An 18,857-nucleotide genomic window follows, 5' to 3' on the forward strand; every position below is an offset into this window, starting at 1 on the left:
GCGGACATATGTCCGCTTTCACTTTTATGTTCAAAAAACAATTTTTCGATTATAATGAAAAGGCACATATAAAGAAAAGGGGACTGGCATCATGAATCTTGGATTTGGCGAAGTCGCTATTATTTTAATTGTCGCCTTGTTGTTATTTGGACCAAAAAAACTGCCTCAGCTTGGCCGCGCAGCCGGACAGACGCTGCATGAATTTAAGCGGGGGATGAAAAATGTCATGGACGATGACAATGATGAGAAAAAGAAAATAGATTCAAAATAAACGAGCAGCGGATTTATCCGCTGCTCATTTTTTAATCTATCATGCCGATCAAGCATCCGTTTTCGACAGCTTGATGATCTACGGTTTTCTCAGGACAATTTTGATCGAGCCGGCGATTCACATAAGCATGTTCTGAATCCATTTTTTCTGTGTGAAGTTCTGGATAAATAGAATGCAACTTTTTATACGCCTGATTCGTATAGGCAGATAAGCCGGTTTTCATTCATATTCGTTGCAATTTGGCGAAATGTGCTTACAATGAGAAAAGGTCGCACGTATCATGAAGAAGGGAACAAGACATAATGAAAGTAGTCATCAGAATAATTCAAAACCTTTGGCGGAAATTTCATCTGACCCAAATGGTTATTTTGCTTGCTGCGATCGTGGTTTTGGCGGGGCTCGGCACTGGCTTTTATTTTATGAAATCTGCTGATGTGGAAACGTTGAAGCAGGGATTGTCGCAATCGACCATTATTTACGATCGGAATGGGGAAAAAGCAAGCAAGCTTTCCGCTAACCGGACAGACAGTGTATCTATTAAAAAAATGCCGGAACATTTGCAAGAAGCAATTGTTGCTGTTGAAGACAACCGTTTTTACGAACACGGGGGATTTGACGTGAAAGGCATTTTTCGCGCTGTTTTCACAAATGTTATGGCGGGGTCACGGGTGCAGGGAGCGAGTACGATTACCCAGCAGCTGACAAAAAATGCCCTGCTGTCTCCGGAAAAAACATATCGCCGGAAAGTAGAAGAGCTATTCCTCGCAATTGAGATTGAAAAAGTGTACAAAAAAGAAGAAATTTTAGAAATGTATTTGAATACAAGCTATTTTGGGAATGGAGCATGGGGCGTTCAAAATGCGTCAAAAAAATATTTCGGCAAAGATGTATCAGAATTAACACGTGCTGAATCATCAATGCTTGCAGGCATGGTTAAAGCGCCATCGCGATATAATCCAATTGATCATATGGATAACGCGCTTGAACGCCGCAAAGTTGTCTTGAACCAAATGGTGAAGCACGGCTATATGGCGAAGAGTGAAGCCAATGAAACGGCGGATACGGACGTAACGCTGAAGGATACAAGCGGTGATCCATTAAAAGGGAAATATGCGCATTATGCAGATGCCGTTATTAATGAAGCCATTTCACGTTACGGCTTAACACAGGATGATTTGTTAACACAAGGATATAACATTTATACGTCTATGGACCAGGATGTACAGGCAGGTCTTGAACAGGTGTATGAAAACAGCTCGGTTTTTCCTGAAACCGTCAGTGGAGAAGATTCCCAAAGTGCTGCGGTGTTAGTCGACCCGAAAACAGGCGGGGTTCTTGGTGTGATAGGACGGCGTGGTGAGCACGTATTCCGCGGTTTTAGCTTTGCTACTCAAATGAAAAAATCACCAGGTTCGACGATCAAGCCGCTGGCTGTTTATACGCCTGCTCTTGAAGAAGGATACGAACCGACAGATATGCTTGTCGATAAGGAAATGTCGTTTGGTGAAGGCGAAGGCGCCTATTCTCCGTCAAACTATGGGGGTACTTATGAAGGGGAACTTCCGATGTACCGGGCGGTTGAGAAATCAGCGAATATTCCGGCTGTCTGGCTCCTTGACCAAATAGGGGTATCAAAAGGCGTAAACGCATTGAAGCGATTTGGTCTGGAAGTGGAAAATGCCAAATTAGGAATGGCGCTTGGTGACATAACACCTGGCGTGTCTCCACTGCAAATGGCGGAAGCATACACTACATTTTCAAATGATGGAGTCCGCAAAGAAACGTTTTTCATTCAAAAAATCGTCGGTCCGGATGGTGAAGTTGACCCGGAATGGGAGCCGGAAGAAGTCAATGTAACATCAAAAGAAATAACCGACCAAATGACATCAATGCTTTTAGGCGTCGTTGAACGGGGATCAGGTGAACGGGCGCAGGTATCAGGTGTGGATATCGCCGGTAAAACAGGGTCAACTCAAGTGCCTATTGAAGGGATTGAAGGCACAGAGGATCAATGGTTCGTTGGATACACACCGAATTTAGTTGGAGCTGTCTGGGTTGGAGTCGAAGAAGTAAGCGAAACGAGTTATTTAACGACGAACAGTTCAGATGGGGCAGTCCCCTTATTCGGAGAAGTAGTGGAAGAGATTCTTCCTTATATTGGCGAAGCATCATTTGATGTAGATGCCATTGATGATCAAGCAGAATCGGCAGAAGAACATTGGTATGATGGTGTTATTGAAAAATGGAATGAATGGTTTTAAACAAGAGCCGGATGGAGAGACATCCGGCTTTTACTATGCAAATAAAAAAAGAAATCGCTTTCAAATATTTTTATAAAAAAATAATTTCACCTTGTCAGAAAATTTGACAGAAAAGGTGTTGACCAAACATGGAAAGAGGGGTATCATTGACCACAATATAAACTTAATTTTCAGATTAAATATACGATTTTTACAGATTTAATCGGCAATTTTAAAGGTGAATCATCTTGGAGGAGATACAATGCGCAGTGATATGATTAAAAAGGGAGTCGAACGTGCCCCGCACCGCAGTTTGTTGTATGCAGCCGGTGTGAAAACAGCAGATTTGCATAAACCGTTTATTGGAGTATGCAACTCTTATATAGATATTATTCCCGGACACGTTCACCTTAATAAATTTGCAGAAGTGGTCAAAAAAGAAATTCGCGAAGCAGGCGGGGTTCCATTTGAATTCAATACGATCGGTGTGGATGACGGCATTGCGATGGGACACATTGGAATGCGATATTCTCTTCCAAGCCGTGAATTGATTGCAGATTCAGCTGAAACAGTAATTAACGCACATTGGTTTGATGGTGTGTTCTACATTCCGAACTGTGATAAAATCACACCGGGTATGCTGATGGCTGCTGTACGGACAAATGTACCGGCCGTATTTGTATCAGGCGGCCCGATGGAAGGCGGCGTGTCATCCACAGGGAAACCATTAACACTAACGTCTGTTTTCGAAGGCGTAGGGGCTCATCTATCAGGGAAAATGTCAGCGGAAGAGCTGCTTGATATTGAAACAAACGCTTGTCCGACTTGCGGGTCTTGTTCCGGTATGTTTACAGCCAATTCCATGAACTCATTAATGGAAATGCTTGGCCTTACACCACCGGGAAATGCAACAATCGTTGCAACCAGCCCAGAACGTCATCGCTTGATTAAAGAAGCGGCTCAGTATTTAATGAACGCCATTGAAAATGATTTAAAACCACGTGACATTGTAAACAAACAAGCGATTGATGATGCGTTCGCACTTGATATGGCAATGGGTGGATCAACGAACACTGTTCTTCATACATTAGCCATTGCAAATGAAGCGGAAATTGAGTATGATTTAAATCGTATTAATGAAGTAGCCAACCGTATTCCATACTTGGCAAAAATCAGTCCGGCATCCGATTATACGATGGACGATGTCAATAAAGCTGGCGGAATCAGCGCGATCATTCGTGAGCTGTGTGAACTTGAAAATGGTATTGACGGTGATCGTATTACAATCACAGGCAAATCTGTTTATGAGAATGTAAAAGATGCACACATTACAAACACGAAGGTCATTCGCACAAAAGAAGATCCATACAGCCCAGTCGGTGGATTATCGATTTTGTACGGGAACATTGCGCCGCTTGGCGGCGTAATCAAGGTAGGCGCAGTAGATCCTTCTATTAAAACATTTAATGGTGAAGCAATTGTATTTGAATCACAGGATGAAGCAATCGAAAATATTAACAACGGAACAGTCAGAGAAGGACACGTTGTGGTCATTCGTTATGAAGGACCAAAAGGCGGACCGGGAATGCCGGAAATGTTGACACCAACATCAGCCATTGCTGGGCGGGGACTTGGAACAAAAGTCGCGCTTATGACAGATGGACGTTTCTCTGGTGCTTCACGCGGGATTTCAATCGGTCATGTTTCTCCGGAAGCAGCAGAAGGTGGACCTATTGCATTCATTCAAAATGGTGATAAAATTAAAATAGATTTGACAAACCGCACATTAAATGTCGATTTGTCAGATGAAGAACTAGCAGCGCGCCGTGCGGGGTTTGTACAGCCGGAGCCGAAAATTAAAAAAGGCTGGCTGGCACGTTATGCTAAGCTTGTCACATCTGCCAACACTGGTGGAGTTATGAAAATTTAATATATACGTCAAAACATATAAAACGTTGACGAGGAAAAAGTGATAGGAACTGCATTTCACAGAGAACCGGTTATAGCTGAGAGCCGGGAGTGCATCCAATCGCGACATCCCCTCTGAGTGCTTTTCTGAACGTCATCCAGTAGGAAAAGCCGGGTGCTGGCCACCCGTTACCAAAACGAACCGGTAATCGGTTCATAAGGCGGGTTTTTGCAAGAAAATTCGTGAATCAGGGTGGTACCGTGGAAAGAAACAAAGTCTTTTCACCCCTGCGTTTCTGTTTAGGCAGTCGCAGGCGTGAAAGGACTTTTCTTTTTGCTTTAAAACGGGTATTTAACCCATTGTGAAGAAGGAACCTCTTGCCAATACGGACAACAAACCATTATTTGGAGGGGAAAAATATGAGTCAAAATGCAAAAGCTGCAGAAATGAAGTTTGACGATCAGGCAAAAAAAGCGGCTGAACCGAAGAACGGTGCTGACTTATTTATCGAAACGTTAAAAAACGAGAATGTAGAAGTAATGTTTGGCTATCCAGGAGGAGCAGTTCTTCCATTATACGATGCACTTTACAAAAACCCAATTCGTCACATCCTTGCCCGTCATGAGCAGGCGGCAATTCATGCTGCTGAAGGGTATGCGCGTGTTTCTGGTAAGCCAGGCGTCGTTTTAGCAACATCAGGTCCTGGTGCAACAAACCTAGTGACAGGCATTACAGATGCAATGATGGATTCTATTCCACTTGTTGTGTTTACAGGCCAGGTTGCAACAGGCGTCATCGGATCTGATGCGTTCCAGGAAGCGGATGTGATTGGGATTACAATGCCGATTACAAAACATAATTACCAGGTTCGTTCAATGGAAGACCTTCCGAGAATCGTTCATGAAGCGTTCCATATTGCGACAACCGGCCGCCCAGGTCCTGTTTTAATCGACATTCCAAAAGACATTGCTCAAACAGTAGGCAGCGCGGAATTTGTCGATGAACTGAATTTGCCGGGGTACCAGCCAAACTTTAAACCGAACAGCCTGCAAGTGAAAAAGCTGCGCGGCGCATTAGCACAAGCGAAAAAGCCGGTTGTTTTGGCAGGTGCAGGCGTCCTTCATGCGAAAGCGTCAGAAGAATTGCTTCAATTTGTCGAAAAAATGCAAATTCCGGTTGTTAATACGCTGCTTGGGCTTGGCGGTTTTCCAGCCAGTCATCCATTATTTCTTGGAATGGGTGGTATGCATGGAACACACGCAGCTAATACAGCACTTTACGAAGCGGACCTGCTCATTAACATTGGCGCCCGTTTTGACGACCGTTTAACCGGAAATCTGGCTCATTTTGCGAAAAATGCAACGGTTGCACATATTGATATCGATCCAGCTGAAATCGGCAAAAACGTACCGACGCATATTCCGATCGTTGCAGATGCTAGAGAGGCGTTGAAAAAAATCCTTAGCTTGGATTTTGAAGCACCGAATGCAGGAGAATGGCGTGACAAACTTGATCAGGATAAAAAAGAGAATCCGCTATGGAACACAGAAAACGACGATGGTATTTCACCACAGTCACTTATGAAATTGATTCATGATATTACAGATGGCGATGCTGTTGTAACAACAGACGTCGGCCAGCATCAAATGTGGACAGCGCAATATTATGGATTTAACAAACCGGATCAATGGGTTACATCAGGCGGCCTTGGCACAATGGGCTTCGGTTTTCCGTCCGCAATTGGCGCACAGATCGCAAAGCCGGATAAAACAGTCGTGGCGGTAGCCGGTGACGCAGGCTTCCAAATGACTTTGCAGGAGCTTGGACTTGTGGCGGAATTAAAGCTGCCGGTTAAAATTATCATTTACAATAACATGGCACTTGGCATGGTTCGTCAATGGCAGGAAACGTTTTATGAGGAGCGTTATTCTCAGTCATTGATCCCGGTTCAGCCGGACTTTGTAAAATTGGCTGATGCGTATGGCCTTCGCGGTTATGTTGTTACAACAGAAGAAGAAGCAGAAAAAGTAATGCGTGAAACGCTGACAGACAATGAGCCTGTTTTGATCGATTGCCGCATTAAGCCGAAAGAAATGGTTTACCCGATGATCGCACCAGGCAAAGGAATTCATGAAATGATCGGGGTGAAACCGCAGTGAAACGAAGAATTGTAACAGCAACCGTGTTAAACCAGAGCGGTGTATTAAACAGGATCACCGGATTATTTACACGCCGCCAGTTTAATATTGAAAGCATTACTGTCGGGTCTACTGAAACAGAAGGCGTGTCAAAAATGACATTCGTCATACAAGTTGAAGATGATCGGATGGTTGAGCAAGTCGTCAAACAGCTGAATAAGCAAATTGACGTGCTTAAAGTAAATGATATTACCGAGCAGGCAATCGTTACGCGTGAGCTTGCTCTCATTAAAGTGATGACGACACCGCAGACACGTGCGGAAATTAATGTTATCATCGAACCATTCCGTGCCACGATCATTGATGTGGCTAAAGACAGCGTCACAATTCAAGTTGTCGGAAACTTCGATAAAATCGAAGCGATGATTGAGCTTCTTCGTCCTTATGGAATTAAAGAAGTAGCTCGCACAGGACAAACAGCAATTAAACGCGGATCACAGCGTCTTGGAGCGGAATCAAAACAGTTTTCTATTTTAAATTAAAATAAAAAAAATCAAACAATTTTTGGAGGATGAAAAAAATGACAAAAGTTTATTACAATGGTGACATTAACGAAGCGGTACTTTCCAATAAAACGGTAGCAATTATCGGTTACGGTTCACAAGGACATGCGCATGCATTGAACCTTCGTGAAAGCGGCGTAAACGTAGTGGTTGGTCTTCGCCCAGGGAAATCATTTGATCAGGCAACTGCTGACGGGTTTGATGTGAAAACAGTTCGCGAAGCAAGTGCTGCAGCGGATATCATCATGATCCTTCTTCCAGATGAATACCAGACAGCTGTTTACAAAGCAGAAATCGAGCCTGAGCTTCAAGAAGGCAACGCGCTTGCATTTGCTCACGGTTTCAACGTTCACTTTAACCAAATCGTGCCGCCTGCAAATGTTGATGTATTCCTTGCAGCTCCAAAAGGACCAGGTCATCTCGTTCGCCGTACGTATGAGCAAGGCGCTGGTGTTCCGGCATTATTCGCAATCTATCAAGATGTAACAGGCCAGGCAAAAGACATCGCTCTTGCTTATGCAAAAGGTGTAGGTGCAGGCCGCGCGGGTATTCTTGAAACAACATTCCGTGAAGAGACAGAAACAGATTTATTCGGTGAGCAGGCCGTTCTTTGCGGCGGTACAGCTGAGCTTGTAAAAGCTGGATTTGAAACACTTGTTGAAGCTGGATACCAGCCGGAAATTGCTTACTTTGAGTGCCTGCACGAATTGAAATTGATCGTTGACCTTATGTATGAAGGCGGCCTTGAAGGCATGCGCTACTCAATCTCTGATACAGCACAATGGGGTGACTATGTATCAGGACCACGCGTTATCACAGGGGAAACAAAAGCACGTATGAAAGAAGTATTAACAGATATCCAAACAGGTAAATTTGCTAAAGGCTGGCTGCAGGAAAACCAATTGAACCGTCCGGAATTTACAGCGATCACTCGCCGCGAAAGCGAGCATCAGCTTGAAGTTGTCGGAAAAGAGCTTCGTGCATTGATGCCGTTCATTCAACAAAACAAACAAGCAGCAAGCGTTAAAAACTAAAAGTTTTTCATTGTTTAAAGAAGTTATTTCAAGCGACGGAGGGATTTACGTGAAGAAGAAAATTGCCATTTTGCCGGGCGACGGGATTGGCCGGGAAATCGCATCAGGCGCCGCATCCGCTCTTGAAGCGGTTGGAAAACGCTTTGGCCACGAATTTGAGTTGGAATATGCTGATATTGGAGGTGCGGCGATTGATTCGCACGGGACGCCGCTGCCGGATTCAACGCTTGCACTTGCGAAAAGCAGCGACGCGATTTTGCTTGGTGCAGTAGGGGGTCCTAAATGGGACAGCCTGCCATCCGCAGAACGTCCTGAGCGCGGCCTGCTTGCGATTCGGAAAGAACTTGGCTTATTTGCCAACTTACGTCCGATTCCATCATTTAAAACTCTTGTACAATCTTCTCCGCTAAAGCCTGAAATTGCCGGAAATGTGAATATGCTGATCGTTCGCGAATTAACAGGCGGCCTTTATTTTGGAAAGCCGAGTGAACGCCGTGGTGACAACAATGAGGTTGTGGTCGATACCCTTTTATATACACGGGCAGAAATTGAACGGATCGTTGTAAAAGCATTCGAATTTGCGAAAGCGCGCGGTGGGCGGCTCACGTCAGTTGATAAAGCAAACGTGCTGGAGTCAAGCCGTATGTGGCGTGAAATCGTCAACGAAAAAGCAGCGGATTATCCGGATGTAACTGTAGACCATATGTATGTTGATGCTGCAGCAATGAAACTTATTTCAAGTCCAGGACAGTTTGATGTGATTGTGACGGAAAACTTATTCGGCGATATTTTAAGTGATGAAGCGTCAATGATCACCGGTTCACTCGGCATGCTTCCATCTGCGAGTCTATCAGAAAGCGGGCTTGGGCTGTATGAGCCGGTTCATGGCTCAGCGCCGGACATTGCCGGCCAAAACAAGGCCAATCCGCTGGCGATGATTTTATCAACAGCGCTTATGCTGAAATATTCGCTCGATATGCGCTCAGAAGGTGAAGCGATTGAACGCGCTGTGCAGTCTGTTTTAAATGATGGATATTGCACACCGGATCTGCAAATTGAAGGCAGTACGGTTGTCGGTACGGATAAAATGATTGAGCTTGTCACAGAACGTATTGCAGATGAAGCACCTGCTTCTGCAAATGAAGTTGTTTACATGTAAAGAAACGCCGCGTGGATTCAGCCTTTTCCTGCAAATAATGGCAGGGAAAGGCGGGGTCCTCGTTTTTTATCAAAATGTACATAAGAGGGGGGCTGTAACATGACGAAAAAAACGGTTATCGAAAAAATATGGGAAAACCACGTTGTTAGCAGAGAAGAAGGGAAACCAGATCTGCTCTATATCGATTTGCACCTTGTCCACGAAGTTACATCGCCACAGGCATTTGAAGGATTGCGCATGAAAGGACGCCGTGTGAGACGTCCTGATTTAACATACGCCACAATGGACCATAACGTCCCAACCATTAACCGTCATATTGTAAATGATCCGATTTCTAAAATACAAATGCAGACGCTTGAGCAAAACTGCCGTGAGTTTGGCATTGAACTCGCTGATATTGATCATCCGGATCAAGGGATTGTTCACGTCATTGGGCCACAACTTGGCCTTACACAGCCAGGTAAAACGATTGTCTGCGGCGACAGCCATACATCGACACATGGTGCATTTGGTGCACTTGCGTTTGGTATTGGAACGAGTGAAGTTGAACACGTTCTTGCGACGCAGACGATTTGGCAAAAGCAACCGAAAACGTTGCAAATCAAAGTAAACGGCAAATTAGGCTTTGGTGTTCAGTCAAAAGATATTATTTTGGCGATTATCGCAAAATTTGGCGTTAATGCCGGTACAGGCTACGTCATGGAATTCACAGGTGAAGCAATCCGTGCACTTTCAATGGAACAGCGCATGACAATTTGCAACATGTCGATTGAAGCGGGTGCCCGCGCAGGTCTTGTCAGCCCGGACATGACAACTGTTGAATATTTACGCGGCCGCCGGTATGTACCGTCGGAGGAAGAATTTGAAGAAGCGGCTAAGCGCTGGCTTGCTCTTGCGACAGATGAAGGGGCAACATACGACAAAACACTTGAAATCGATGCAGCAGACATTGAACCGCAAATGACTTGGGGCACGAACCCATCTATGGGCAGTGGCATTTCCAGATTTGTTCCGTTCCCAGACGAATTCGATCGCGAAGCAGACAAAGAATCCGTTCGCCTTGCACTCGATTATATGGGTCTTGAAGCCGGCACGAAATTAACAGATATTTCAGTTGATTATGTTTTTATCGGTTCATGCACGAACTCCAGATTGAGTGATTTACGCGCAGCGGCAGAAGTGGCAAGAGGCCGTAAAGTACAAGACCATGTAACAGCGATTGTTGTGCCGGGATCTCAAACGGTGAAGCACCAGGCGGAAGCAGAAGGGCTTGACAAAATATTTATAGAAGCTGGATTCCAGTGGCGTGAATCTGGGTGCTCAATGTGCCTTGCCATGAATGACGATGTTGTACCACCGGGCAAACGTTGTGCATCGACATCAAACCGTAATTTTGAAGGGCGCCAAGGGAATGGCGCACGTACACACCTTGTCAGCCCGTCGATGGCGGCAGCGGCAGCAGTTATGGGTCGTTTTACAGACGTTCGCGAATTATCTGGCGTAAATCAATAAAAGGAGGAGAATTCATGGAGCCGATTAATCAATTTACAGGTGTTGTTTGTCCAATTAACCGGACAAACATTGATACTGATCAAATTATTCCGAAACAATTTTTAAAACGCATCGAACGCCAAGGCTTTGGCCAATTTGTTTTTTACAACTGGCGCTTTGATGATGATGGTAACAAGCGCGAAGACTTTATTTTAAACGATCCGAAATTTGCGGATGCTGAAATTTTAGTTGCCGGTGAAAATTTTGGCTGCGGCTCCTCACGTGAGCATGCTCCATGGGCGCTTTTGGATTACGGATTCCGCATCATTATCGCGCCAAGCTATGCCGATATTTTTTACAATAACAGTGTGAAAAACGGCATTTTGGCTGTGAAACTAGCAGATAAAGAAGTGGAAACACTGCTTGAACGCGCATCTGTGCCGGGCTTTAAGCTTCATATTAATCTTGAAGAACAGTCTGTAACAGATGATAGTGGATTTACTGCTCATTTCGATATTGATCCTTACTGGAAAAAGATGCTTTTAAACGGCTGGGATGAAATCTCGGTTACATTGTCAGCCGAAGAGCGTATTGGTCAGTTTGAAGAAAAAGTGTATGGGAAACAATACAGTTAAATAAAAAAAGACCTTTCCACTAATTGGAAAGGTCTTTTTTTATTTTTTACAGCATGGAAATAATCCATGATATTACTACAATTGCTCCAATGACCATTAAAATTGTTCTCAACATTCCGTTCACCTCATGCTTTAGTTTGTTATGTATAAGGTTCCCTCAGGTGAGACACCTTAAACCCATATGACCGAAATGACAAAAAAATTAAGATTCTATGTTTTAGATATATTCCAGTAGGGAAAAAGACATAGAGGGAGGTGTGTGCTTTGATTGAGTTTAAAGAAGTATCAAAAAAATATGCAGATGGATTCGAAGCGCTTAAACACATTAATTTAAAGGTAGAAACTGGGGAACTGTTTGTCCTAATTGGTCCGAGCGGCTGCGGGAAAACGACGACGATGAAAATGATCAATCGCTTAATGGATCCGTCAAGCGGATCCATTACAATTGATGGTAAAAGTATTTCCCAAATCAATCCGGTTCAGCTCCGGCGGGATATCGGCTACGTCATTCAGCAAATCGGCTTAATGCCGCATATGACAATTAAAGAAAATGTCGGTCTCGTGCCAAAGTTAAAGAAATGGGAAGAAGTGAAGTACGCGGAAAAAGTAAATGAACTGATGGAGCTTGTGGGACTGGAACCATCCGTTTTTGGGGACCGGTATCCAGCTGAACTGTCAGGCGGGCAGCAGCAGCGAATTGGTGTAATTCGGGCGCTGGCGGCGGAGCCAAACATTATTTTAATGGATGAACCGTTCAGCGCGCTTGATCCGATCAGCCGTGAGCAGCTGCAGGATGAATTGGTTCGGCTGCAAAGCGAAATTAAAAAGACAATTGTATTTGTGACACACGATATGGACGAAGCGTTAAAAATTGCCGATCGGATTTGCATCATGCAGGACGGTGTTGTCGTGCAGCTTGACACACCAGAACGAATACTTCGACATCCAGCCAATGATTTCGTTCGACAGTTTATCGGTGAAGATCGGATGCAGCAGGATTCAATTTCTCTGCCGGCATTGGAGTTGTTAATGACGTCCCCCATTACAGCATCACCAGAAAGAGGAGTTGCAGCTGCATTAAAAATGATGCGGCAAAAACGTGTCGACAGCTTAATTCTCGTTGATAATCAGCGGCGATATCAGGGGGTTGTAGGTATTTGGGACTTGCAAAAATCATATATAAACGAAGAGATTACGCTGCGCGACATTGAAAAAGTAGAAGTGCCCGTTATCAATAATCTCGAAGATCCGGAAACGGCCTTGGAAATGATTAACCAATCGCCGATTAGTTTTATCATTGTAACGGATGAAGAAAACCGGGTACAGGGCATTATTAATCGTGCCAGTATCGTACGCCACATATCGAATCAATTTGTCTAGGGAGGAGAGATGACGTATTTTTACGTTCAATTTAATTGCTCAAACAACTAATGCATTTACAACAAGATGGACTGAAATATGGCAGCTTATTCTTGAACATTTATATTTATCATTAATTTCAATTGGCCTTGCGATCCTCATATCCGTGCCTCTCGGAATTTATTTAACCCGCCGTAAAAAAATCGCCGAACCTATCATCGGCATTACAGCCATTTTTCAAACCATTCCAAGCTTAGCCTTACTCGTGTTTCTTGTTCCTTTTATCGGTACTGGAAAAGCACCCGCTATTATTGCGTTGACGATTTATGGCCTGCTTCCAATTTTGCGGAATACGTATCTTGGCATTACAGGGGTCGACCGGTCGACCGTTGAAGCAGGAGTCGGAATGGGCATGACAAGCCGGCAAGTGCTATGGATGGTCGAGCTGCCGCTTGCAATGAAAGTAATTATGGGTGGTGTAAGAACAGCCACAGTGCTTATTGTCGGAGTAGCAACCATTGCCGGTCTTATCGGAGCGGGTGGTCTTGGCGACTTGATTTTCCGCGGATTGCAGACGTATAATTCAGGACTTATTTTAGCAGGAGCGATTCCGGCGGCGCTTATTGCCATTATTCTTGATTTTATATTAAAAAGAATTGAATACAATTCCTCAACAGAAGCATTGCAGAAAAAAGGCAAGCGAGGTCGTCAAATGACGCTGGCAATTGCCGGCGCAACAGCGCTTTTGTTTATTGGTATGGTTATTTGGCCGTTTATTGGTGGGGGACAAGCGGAGGACACGATTACAATTACAGGAAAGTCTTTTACAGAGCAAGAAATTCTTGTGCATGTGTATGGAAAATTAATTGAGGAAGAAACAGACTTAAATGTGAATTACGAATCCTTTATCAGCGGATCTGCTGGTGTATTTGACGGATTAAAACAAGGTTCTTATGATATGTCTGTTGAATATACGGGAACAATCTTGCTAAACTATTTAAAAGAAGAAATTGACAGCAATGACCCTGACGATGTATACGATTATGTAAAAGACCGCTTCAATGAAGAATTTAATCTTCAAATGCTGGATCCGATCGGTTTTAATAACACATATTCTGTGACGATTCGCCAGGCGGATGCAGAAAAATATGGAATTGAGACAATTTCTCAGCTGCAGCCATATGCCGGCAATATGCGTTTTGGCTCAGAGCCGGAATTTTTAGAAAGAGCTGACGGCTATCCCGGTTTGCAGGAAGTTTATGGCTTTAATTTTGCATCAACGCAGACACTTGATACAGGTATTATGTACAGCGCGATTAAAAACAATGAAGTGGATGCCATTGATGCATTCACGACAGATGGACGTATCCAAGCATTTGATTTGAAAGTATTAGAAGATGATAAGAAGTTCTTTCCGCCTTATTATGCTGTTCCAATTGTACGTGGAGAGATACTGGAAGAATATCCGGAACTTCAGGAAGTGCTTAACATGCTCGCTGGCAAGATCGACGACGAACGCATGCAGGAATTAAACAAACGCGTCGATTTGGACGGCAAAAAATATGAAGAAGTAGCAGAAGAATTTTTAAAAGAAGAAGGATTGATCGATTGATGAAAAAAAATCCGTTTCGCTTAGCGAAGCGGATTTTTTTGTTTTGACGGCATGAAGCGATGAAAAACGGGAAAAGTGTAACGAGCAGCATTTTAAGGAGGAATGAATAATGGATGTTCGAATAGAACATGATACGATTGGTGAAATGAAGGTGCCGGCAGATAAATATTGGGGGGCACAGACGCAAAGAAGCTTGGAAAATTTCCCAATCGGTATAGAAAAAATGCCGATTGAAATGGTATATGCGTTTGCACAGCTGAAAAAAGCAGCTGCTGCAGCAAATGGTGAGCTTGGAAAGCTGCCTGAACAAAAAATGAACGCAATCATTGAAGCATGCGATGAAATTTTACAAGGAAAATGGGATGAGCATTTTCCGCTTGTTGTCTGGCAGACAGGAAGCGGTACACAGTCAAACATGAATGTGAATGAAGTTGTGGCAAGAAGGGCATCAGAAATTGCCGGGCAAGAAGGGCTTATTCATCCAAACGATGACGTAAATATGTCCCAGAGCTCGAATGATACATTTCCAACAGCGATGCATATTGCGGTCTATAATGAGATTGAAAAACGATTAAAGCCTGCATTAAAGCAGCTGAAAAAAACATTCAAGAAGAAAGAAAAAGCATTCATGAATGTGATTAAAATCGGACGCACCCATTTGCAGGATGCAACCCCGCTTACGCTCGGGCAAGAAATCTCCGGATGGCACCATATGATCGTCCGCAGTAAGGAAATGATTAATGAGTCGAAAAAAGGCCTTCTTCATTTAGCAATCGGCGGTACAGCTGTCGGAACAGGAATCAATGCAGATCCATCATTCGGTGATATTACGGCCAGTCATTTACGAAAACAAACAGGCTTCCCATTTGTTTCATCAGAAAATAAATTTCACGCCCTAACGAGCCATGATGAAATTGTATATGTACACGGTGCGTTAAAAGCGCTCGCAGCAGATGTGATGAAAATCGCTAATGACGTCAGGTGGCTTGCAAGCGGCCCGAGAAGCGGACTTGGGGAACTATCAATTCCGGCAAACGAACCAGGCAGCTCTATTATGCCGGGAAAAGTGAACCCGACCCAAAGTGAAGCGCTGACGATGATTGCCGTCCAGGTGTTCGGCAATGATGCCGCAGTCGGATTTGCAGCAAGCCAGGGGAATTTTGAATTGAATGTATTTAAGCCGGTTATCGTGTACAATACATTACAGTCCATTCGTCTTTTAGCAGACGGTATCACATCATTTAACGAACGATGCGCCTTAGGCATAGAAGCAAACCTTGATGTTATTCAAGAATTGATGGAGCAATCATTGATGCTTGTGACAGCGCTGAATCCGCACATTGGCTATGAAAAAGCGGCGGAAATAGCCAAAACAGCACATAAAAAGGGCTCTACTTTAAAAGAAGCAGCGATTGCATCCGGATATGTAACGGAAAAAGAGTATGATAAATGGATCGATCCTCAACAAATGGTCAATGTGCCTTCTAAAAAGAAGGAATAATAACGAAAGAGCCGCCTCAAAAGCTGGGCTCTTGAGGCGGCTTCATTTTCATAAGATTACTTTTGAAGACCGTTTATTACTTTTGAAGACCGTTTAATTGCTGTTCAGCCATTTGTACAAGACGTTTTGTGATTTCGCCGCCTACTGAACCATTAGAACGAGATGTTGCATCGGCACCTAATTGTACACCGAATTCAGATGCAATTTCGTACTTCATTTGATCAATTGCTTGTTGAGCTCCTGGTGCAAGTAGTTGGTTACGACCTCCGCTGCGATTAGACATTGCTGTTCATCTCCCTTTATTATAGTTGGTCGGGTACCGACGGAGTTGCACCGCCTCGATAAGATCGTCCGGACTGCCGGATAGCGACCCGATGTGATTGTGTTACTAGTATGTATTGAATAAAGCTCTTTATGCCTGCTAAACACAGGTAGTTGTTTCCTGCAAAGGAAGGGAGAAGCGCCTCTCACAAGCGTTTTTACAATTGTTGTGCTATACTATTGATACAGTTTTTTATGCATAAATGAATGAGGAGATCAGAACGGAGAGATAGACAATGAAAACGTACAACCGCGATGTGAAAAATCGTCTGAGCCGTATTGAAGGACAAGTACGGGGCGTGATCAAAATGGTGGAAGAAGAAAAAGACTGCCGTGAAGTGGTGACACAGCTATCTGCCATTCGTTCCGCTGTTGATCGTTCAATCGGCTTGATTGTCGCACAAAATCTTGAATCCTGTATTCGTGACGCGCATGAAGGCGGTCAAAATGCAGATGAGGCGATTCAAGAAGCAGTCAATATGCTTGTGAAAAGCAGATAAAGTAAAACGGCAATCAGCGCAGAAATGATCCGCTGATTACATAATGACACGATGCTGTTCCCATCCGGAATCAGCATCGTTTTTCGTGTGAAGAAAGGGGGAATTAACGTTGGATAAATTTTGGTTTGTTTTATTTATGGGCATCATTGGTGCGGTCATTGGCGGTGTAACCAATGCAGTCGCCATTCGCATGCTGTTTAGGCCGCATAATGCCCGTTATATCGGCAGATGGCGCTTGCCTTTTACACCCGGCTTAATTCCAAAGCGAAAATCTGAGCTGGCTCGTCAAATCGGGAAAATTGTCGATGAGCATTTGCTGACACCGGAGAGCATTGAACAAAAATTAAATGAACCCGAGGTTCGTGGAGAAATAGAAGCTTTTTTGCAAATAGAAGCGAAAAAATGGATGCAATCTGATATAACAATCGCAGAAATTCTTCAAAAAGCGCATTTCTCAAATGCCGGTGCGAATCTTGAAGCGCGGATGAATGAATGGATCGACCAAAAGTATACAGCTATTAAAGATTTTTACGTTGATCAGACAGTGAAAGAGTCACTGCCGGCAGAATGGCTTGATAAAGCGGAAGAAAAAATTCCGAACGTTTCCGCTTATATTTTAACCAAAAGTGCCGATTACTTCTCCAGCGAAGAAGGACGGTACCGGGTGAAGCGCATGACGGATGACTTTTTGGCAGAATGGGGCAAATTCGGCAGCATGATTCAAATGGTGCTTGGGAACACATCACTCGAAGATAAAATTCGTCCGGAAATTGTTAAATTTTTAACAAGTCCGGGAACGAAGGATTTGCTTGATACGATGCTGAAAAGTGAATGGGACAAAGTGGTTGAATGGAAGTGGGCAGATGTATTAGAGCAATTTTCGGATGAAAAAGCAATGCAAAAAACGAAAAAGTTTGTTGCAGGCCAGCTTGATCTTGAAACATTTTTAAATCAGCCGTTATCCGCTTATGCGGTACCATTTGAAGAAAAAGTGACCAGTACACTCATTCCGGAACTGACTGCTAAAGGTATTACAAAAATGGCGAAGCGTATTCCATCTATGATGGAAAAATTAAAAATTGCTGACATTGTCCGGCAGCAGATTGAAACATTTTCAACGGAGCGGCTGGAAATGATTGTTCTGGATATTACCCACCGCGAATTAAAAATGATTACATGGCTAGGCGCATTGCTTGGCGGCTTGATCGGTATTTTGCAGGCAGTTATTTTGATGGCATTCCCGACTTAATAAGAGACGTCTTTTTATTCAAAATACTATGAATAATTGTTCATTTTTTGTATGATAAAGGAGTAAAAGGGGAGGCGACAAAATGAAATATGTGCTTTGTTCTATCGAAGGGGAAACAGCGTACATTGGTTTGAACCGTACGAGTGCGATGAATGCCCTCAACACGGAAATGATGAAAGAACTGTGCTGCTGCTTAAAAGAGGTAAGCCGGAATGATGACGTCGATATTGTCGTTTTGTCAGGGGAAGGCCCTGTCTTTTCAGCAGGCGGGGATATAAAAGAAATGCTGTCAGCGATGGATGAAGTGCAATTTCCATCTGTAATGGATACGATTTCCGATATTGCCCTTTGTTTTTATTCGATGCCAAAGCTGACAATTGCGGCTATCCATGGGGCAGCGGCTGGACTTGGCTTAAGCATTGCACTGGCAGCGGATTTTGTTTTATGCGAAACAGACTCGAAGCTTGCGATGAACTTTATCGGAATTGGTCTAATTCCGGATGGAGGCGGCCACTTTATGCTGGAACGCCGGCTTGGGGCAGTAAAAGCAAAAAAAGTCATTTGGGATGGGAAAGTGATGAGCGGAGCTGAAGCAGCGGAAATGGGACTTGTCGACAGGTCTGTTGCACCTGGCGCTGTGCAGCAGGAAGTGGCCTACTTAATGAAAGAGCTATATCAAAAGCCGATTCAGGCGATGATTAAAACAAAAAAAATTATGGCGGACATAAACAGGCCGCAGTTGTTAAAAACGCTGGAGCTTGAGAAGCAGGGCCAGTTGAAAATGCGGGAAAGCGAGGATCATCAAGAAGGGATCCGGGCATTTTTGGAAAAAAGAAAACCCATTTTTAATCAATAAAAGAAGGCGCATTCAAATA

Annotated in this window: 17 protein-coding genes; 15 read left to right on the plus strand and 2 right to left on the minus strand. The window is 43.9% G+C overall.

Annotation, left to right across the window (positions count from 1 at the left end; all coding sequences use genetic code 11):
- Positions 1–91: 91 nt before the first annotated feature.
- The gene (locus NLX67_RS04155; RefSeq protein ID WP_046180020.1) at positions 92–271 is read left to right on the plus strand and encodes a twin-arginine translocase TatA/TatE family subunit; all 180 of its coding nucleotides are present in this window, start codon (positions 92–94) and stop codon (positions 269–271) included.
- A gap of 31 nt (positions 272–302) precedes the next feature.
- Here the strand turns inward: NLX67_RS04155 and NLX67_RS04160 are convergent, their stop codons facing one another.
- Positions 303–494, minus strand: coding sequence for a hypothetical protein (locus NLX67_RS04160; protein WP_254310516.1), 192 nt, complete (start codon positions 492–494; stop codon positions 303–305).
- A gap of 79 nt (positions 495–573) precedes the next feature.
- Between NLX67_RS04160 and NLX67_RS04165 the strand changes: the two genes are divergently transcribed.
- The 11 genes from NLX67_RS04165 to fumC all read left to right on the plus strand — a co-directional run bounded on the left by NLX67_RS04165 (position 574) and on the right by fumC (position 15,912).
- Positions 574–2,532 (plus strand): transglycosylase domain-containing protein, encoded by a 1,959-nt coding sequence (locus NLX67_RS04165; protein WP_254310517.1) that lies wholly within the window; start codon positions 574–576, stop codon positions 2,530–2,532.
- Positions 2,533–2,773: 241 nt separating this feature from the next.
- Positions 2,774–4,441, plus strand: coding sequence for a dihydroxy-acid dehydratase (gene ilvD, locus NLX67_RS04170; RefSeq protein WP_046180023.1), 1,668 nt, complete (start codon positions 2,774–2,776; stop codon positions 4,439–4,441).
- Positions 4,442–4,839: 398 nt separating this feature from the next.
- The gene (gene ilvB / locus NLX67_RS04175) at positions 4,840–6,579 is read left to right on the plus strand and encodes an acetolactate synthase large subunit (protein ID WP_082091531.1); all 1,740 of its coding nucleotides are present in this window, start codon (positions 4,840–4,842) and stop codon (positions 6,577–6,579) included.
- On the plus strand, positions 6,576–7,100 hold the full coding sequence (gene ilvN / locus NLX67_RS04180) for an acetolactate synthase small subunit (protein ID WP_046180024.1): 525 nt from the start codon (positions 6,576–6,578) through the stop codon (positions 7,098–7,100). Before ilvB ends, ilvN begins: the two co-directional genes overlap by 4 nt.
- A 38-nt stretch (positions 7,101–7,138) precedes the next feature.
- Positions 7,139–8,155: a ketol-acid reductoisomerase gene (ilvC, locus tag NLX67_RS04185; protein WP_046180025.1), complete on the plus strand. Its 1,017-nt coding sequence runs from the start codon at positions 7,139–7,141 to the stop codon at positions 8,153–8,155.
- A gap of 49 nt (positions 8,156–8,204) precedes the next feature.
- A complete protein-coding gene (leuB, locus tag NLX67_RS04190) occupies positions 8,205–9,314 on the plus strand; it encodes a 3-isopropylmalate dehydrogenase (protein WP_254310518.1) in 1,110 nt (369 codons plus the stop codon).
- Between the two features lie 99 nt (positions 9,315–9,413).
- The gene (gene leuC / locus NLX67_RS04195; RefSeq protein WP_254310519.1) at positions 9,414–10,826 is read left to right on the plus strand and encodes a 3-isopropylmalate dehydratase large subunit; all 1,413 of its coding nucleotides are present in this window, start codon (positions 9,414–9,416) and stop codon (positions 10,824–10,826) included.
- A 14-nt stretch (positions 10,827–10,840) separates the two neighbouring features.
- Positions 10,841–11,440 carry a 3-isopropylmalate dehydratase small subunit gene (gene leuD / locus NLX67_RS04200; RefSeq protein WP_046180028.1) on the plus strand — a complete coding sequence of 200 codons (600 nt, stop codon included), beginning with the start codon at positions 10,841–10,843 and terminating at the stop codon, positions 11,438–11,440.
- A gap of 264 nt (positions 11,441–11,704) precedes the next feature.
- Entirely contained in the window at positions 11,705–12,820 is a 1,116-nt protein-coding gene (locus NLX67_RS04205) for an ABC transporter ATP-binding protein (protein ID WP_254310520.1), read from the plus strand.
- A 145-nt stretch (positions 12,821–12,965) separates the two neighbouring features.
- Positions 12,966–14,411: a glycine betaine ABC transporter substrate-binding protein gene (locus tag NLX67_RS22990; RefSeq protein WP_309143107.1), complete on the plus strand. Its 1,446-nt coding sequence runs from the start codon at positions 12,966–12,968 to the stop codon at positions 14,409–14,411.
- A 109-nt stretch (positions 14,412–14,520) separates the two neighbouring features.
- On the plus strand, positions 14,521–15,912 hold the full coding sequence (gene fumC, locus NLX67_RS04220) for a class II fumarate hydratase (protein ID WP_254310521.1): 1,392 nt from the start codon (positions 14,521–14,523) through the stop codon (positions 15,910–15,912).
- A 76-nt stretch (positions 15,913–15,988) separates the two neighbouring features.
- Here the strand turns inward: fumC and NLX67_RS04225 are convergent, their stop codons facing one another.
- Positions 15,989–16,195 carry an alpha/beta-type small acid-soluble spore protein gene (locus NLX67_RS04225; RefSeq protein ID WP_046179919.1) on the minus strand — a complete coding sequence of 69 codons (207 nt, stop codon included), beginning with the start codon at positions 16,193–16,195 and terminating at the stop codon, positions 15,989–15,991.
- Between the two features lie 274 nt (positions 16,196–16,469).
- Here NLX67_RS04225 and NLX67_RS04230 point away from each other — a divergent pair, with 274 nt between their 5' ends.
- From NLX67_RS04230 to NLX67_RS04240, 3 genes are all read left to right on the plus strand, one after another.
- Positions 16,470–16,733 (plus strand): metal-sensitive transcriptional regulator, encoded by a 264-nt coding sequence (locus NLX67_RS04230; RefSeq protein ID WP_046179918.1) that lies wholly within the window; start codon positions 16,470–16,472, stop codon positions 16,731–16,733.
- A 109-nt stretch (positions 16,734–16,842) separates the two neighbouring features.
- Complete coding sequence (locus tag NLX67_RS04235) at positions 16,843–17,982, plus strand: DUF445 domain-containing protein (protein ID WP_254310522.1); 1,140 nt, start codon at positions 16,843–16,845, stop codon at positions 17,980–17,982.
- Between the two features lie 82 nt (positions 17,983–18,064).
- Positions 18,065–18,838, plus strand: a complete 774-nt coding sequence (locus NLX67_RS04240) for an enoyl-CoA hydratase (RefSeq protein ID WP_254310523.1) — start codon at positions 18,065–18,067, stop codon at positions 18,836–18,838.
- The last annotated feature ends 19 nt before the right edge of the window (positions 18,839–18,857 follow it).

Origin of the sequence: Domibacillus sp. A3M-37 (genome assembly GCF_024213455.1) — a bacterium.
In the GTDB taxonomy this organism is placed as follows: Bacteria; Bacillota; Bacilli; order Bacillales; family Domibacillaceae; genus Domibacillus; species Domibacillus tundrae.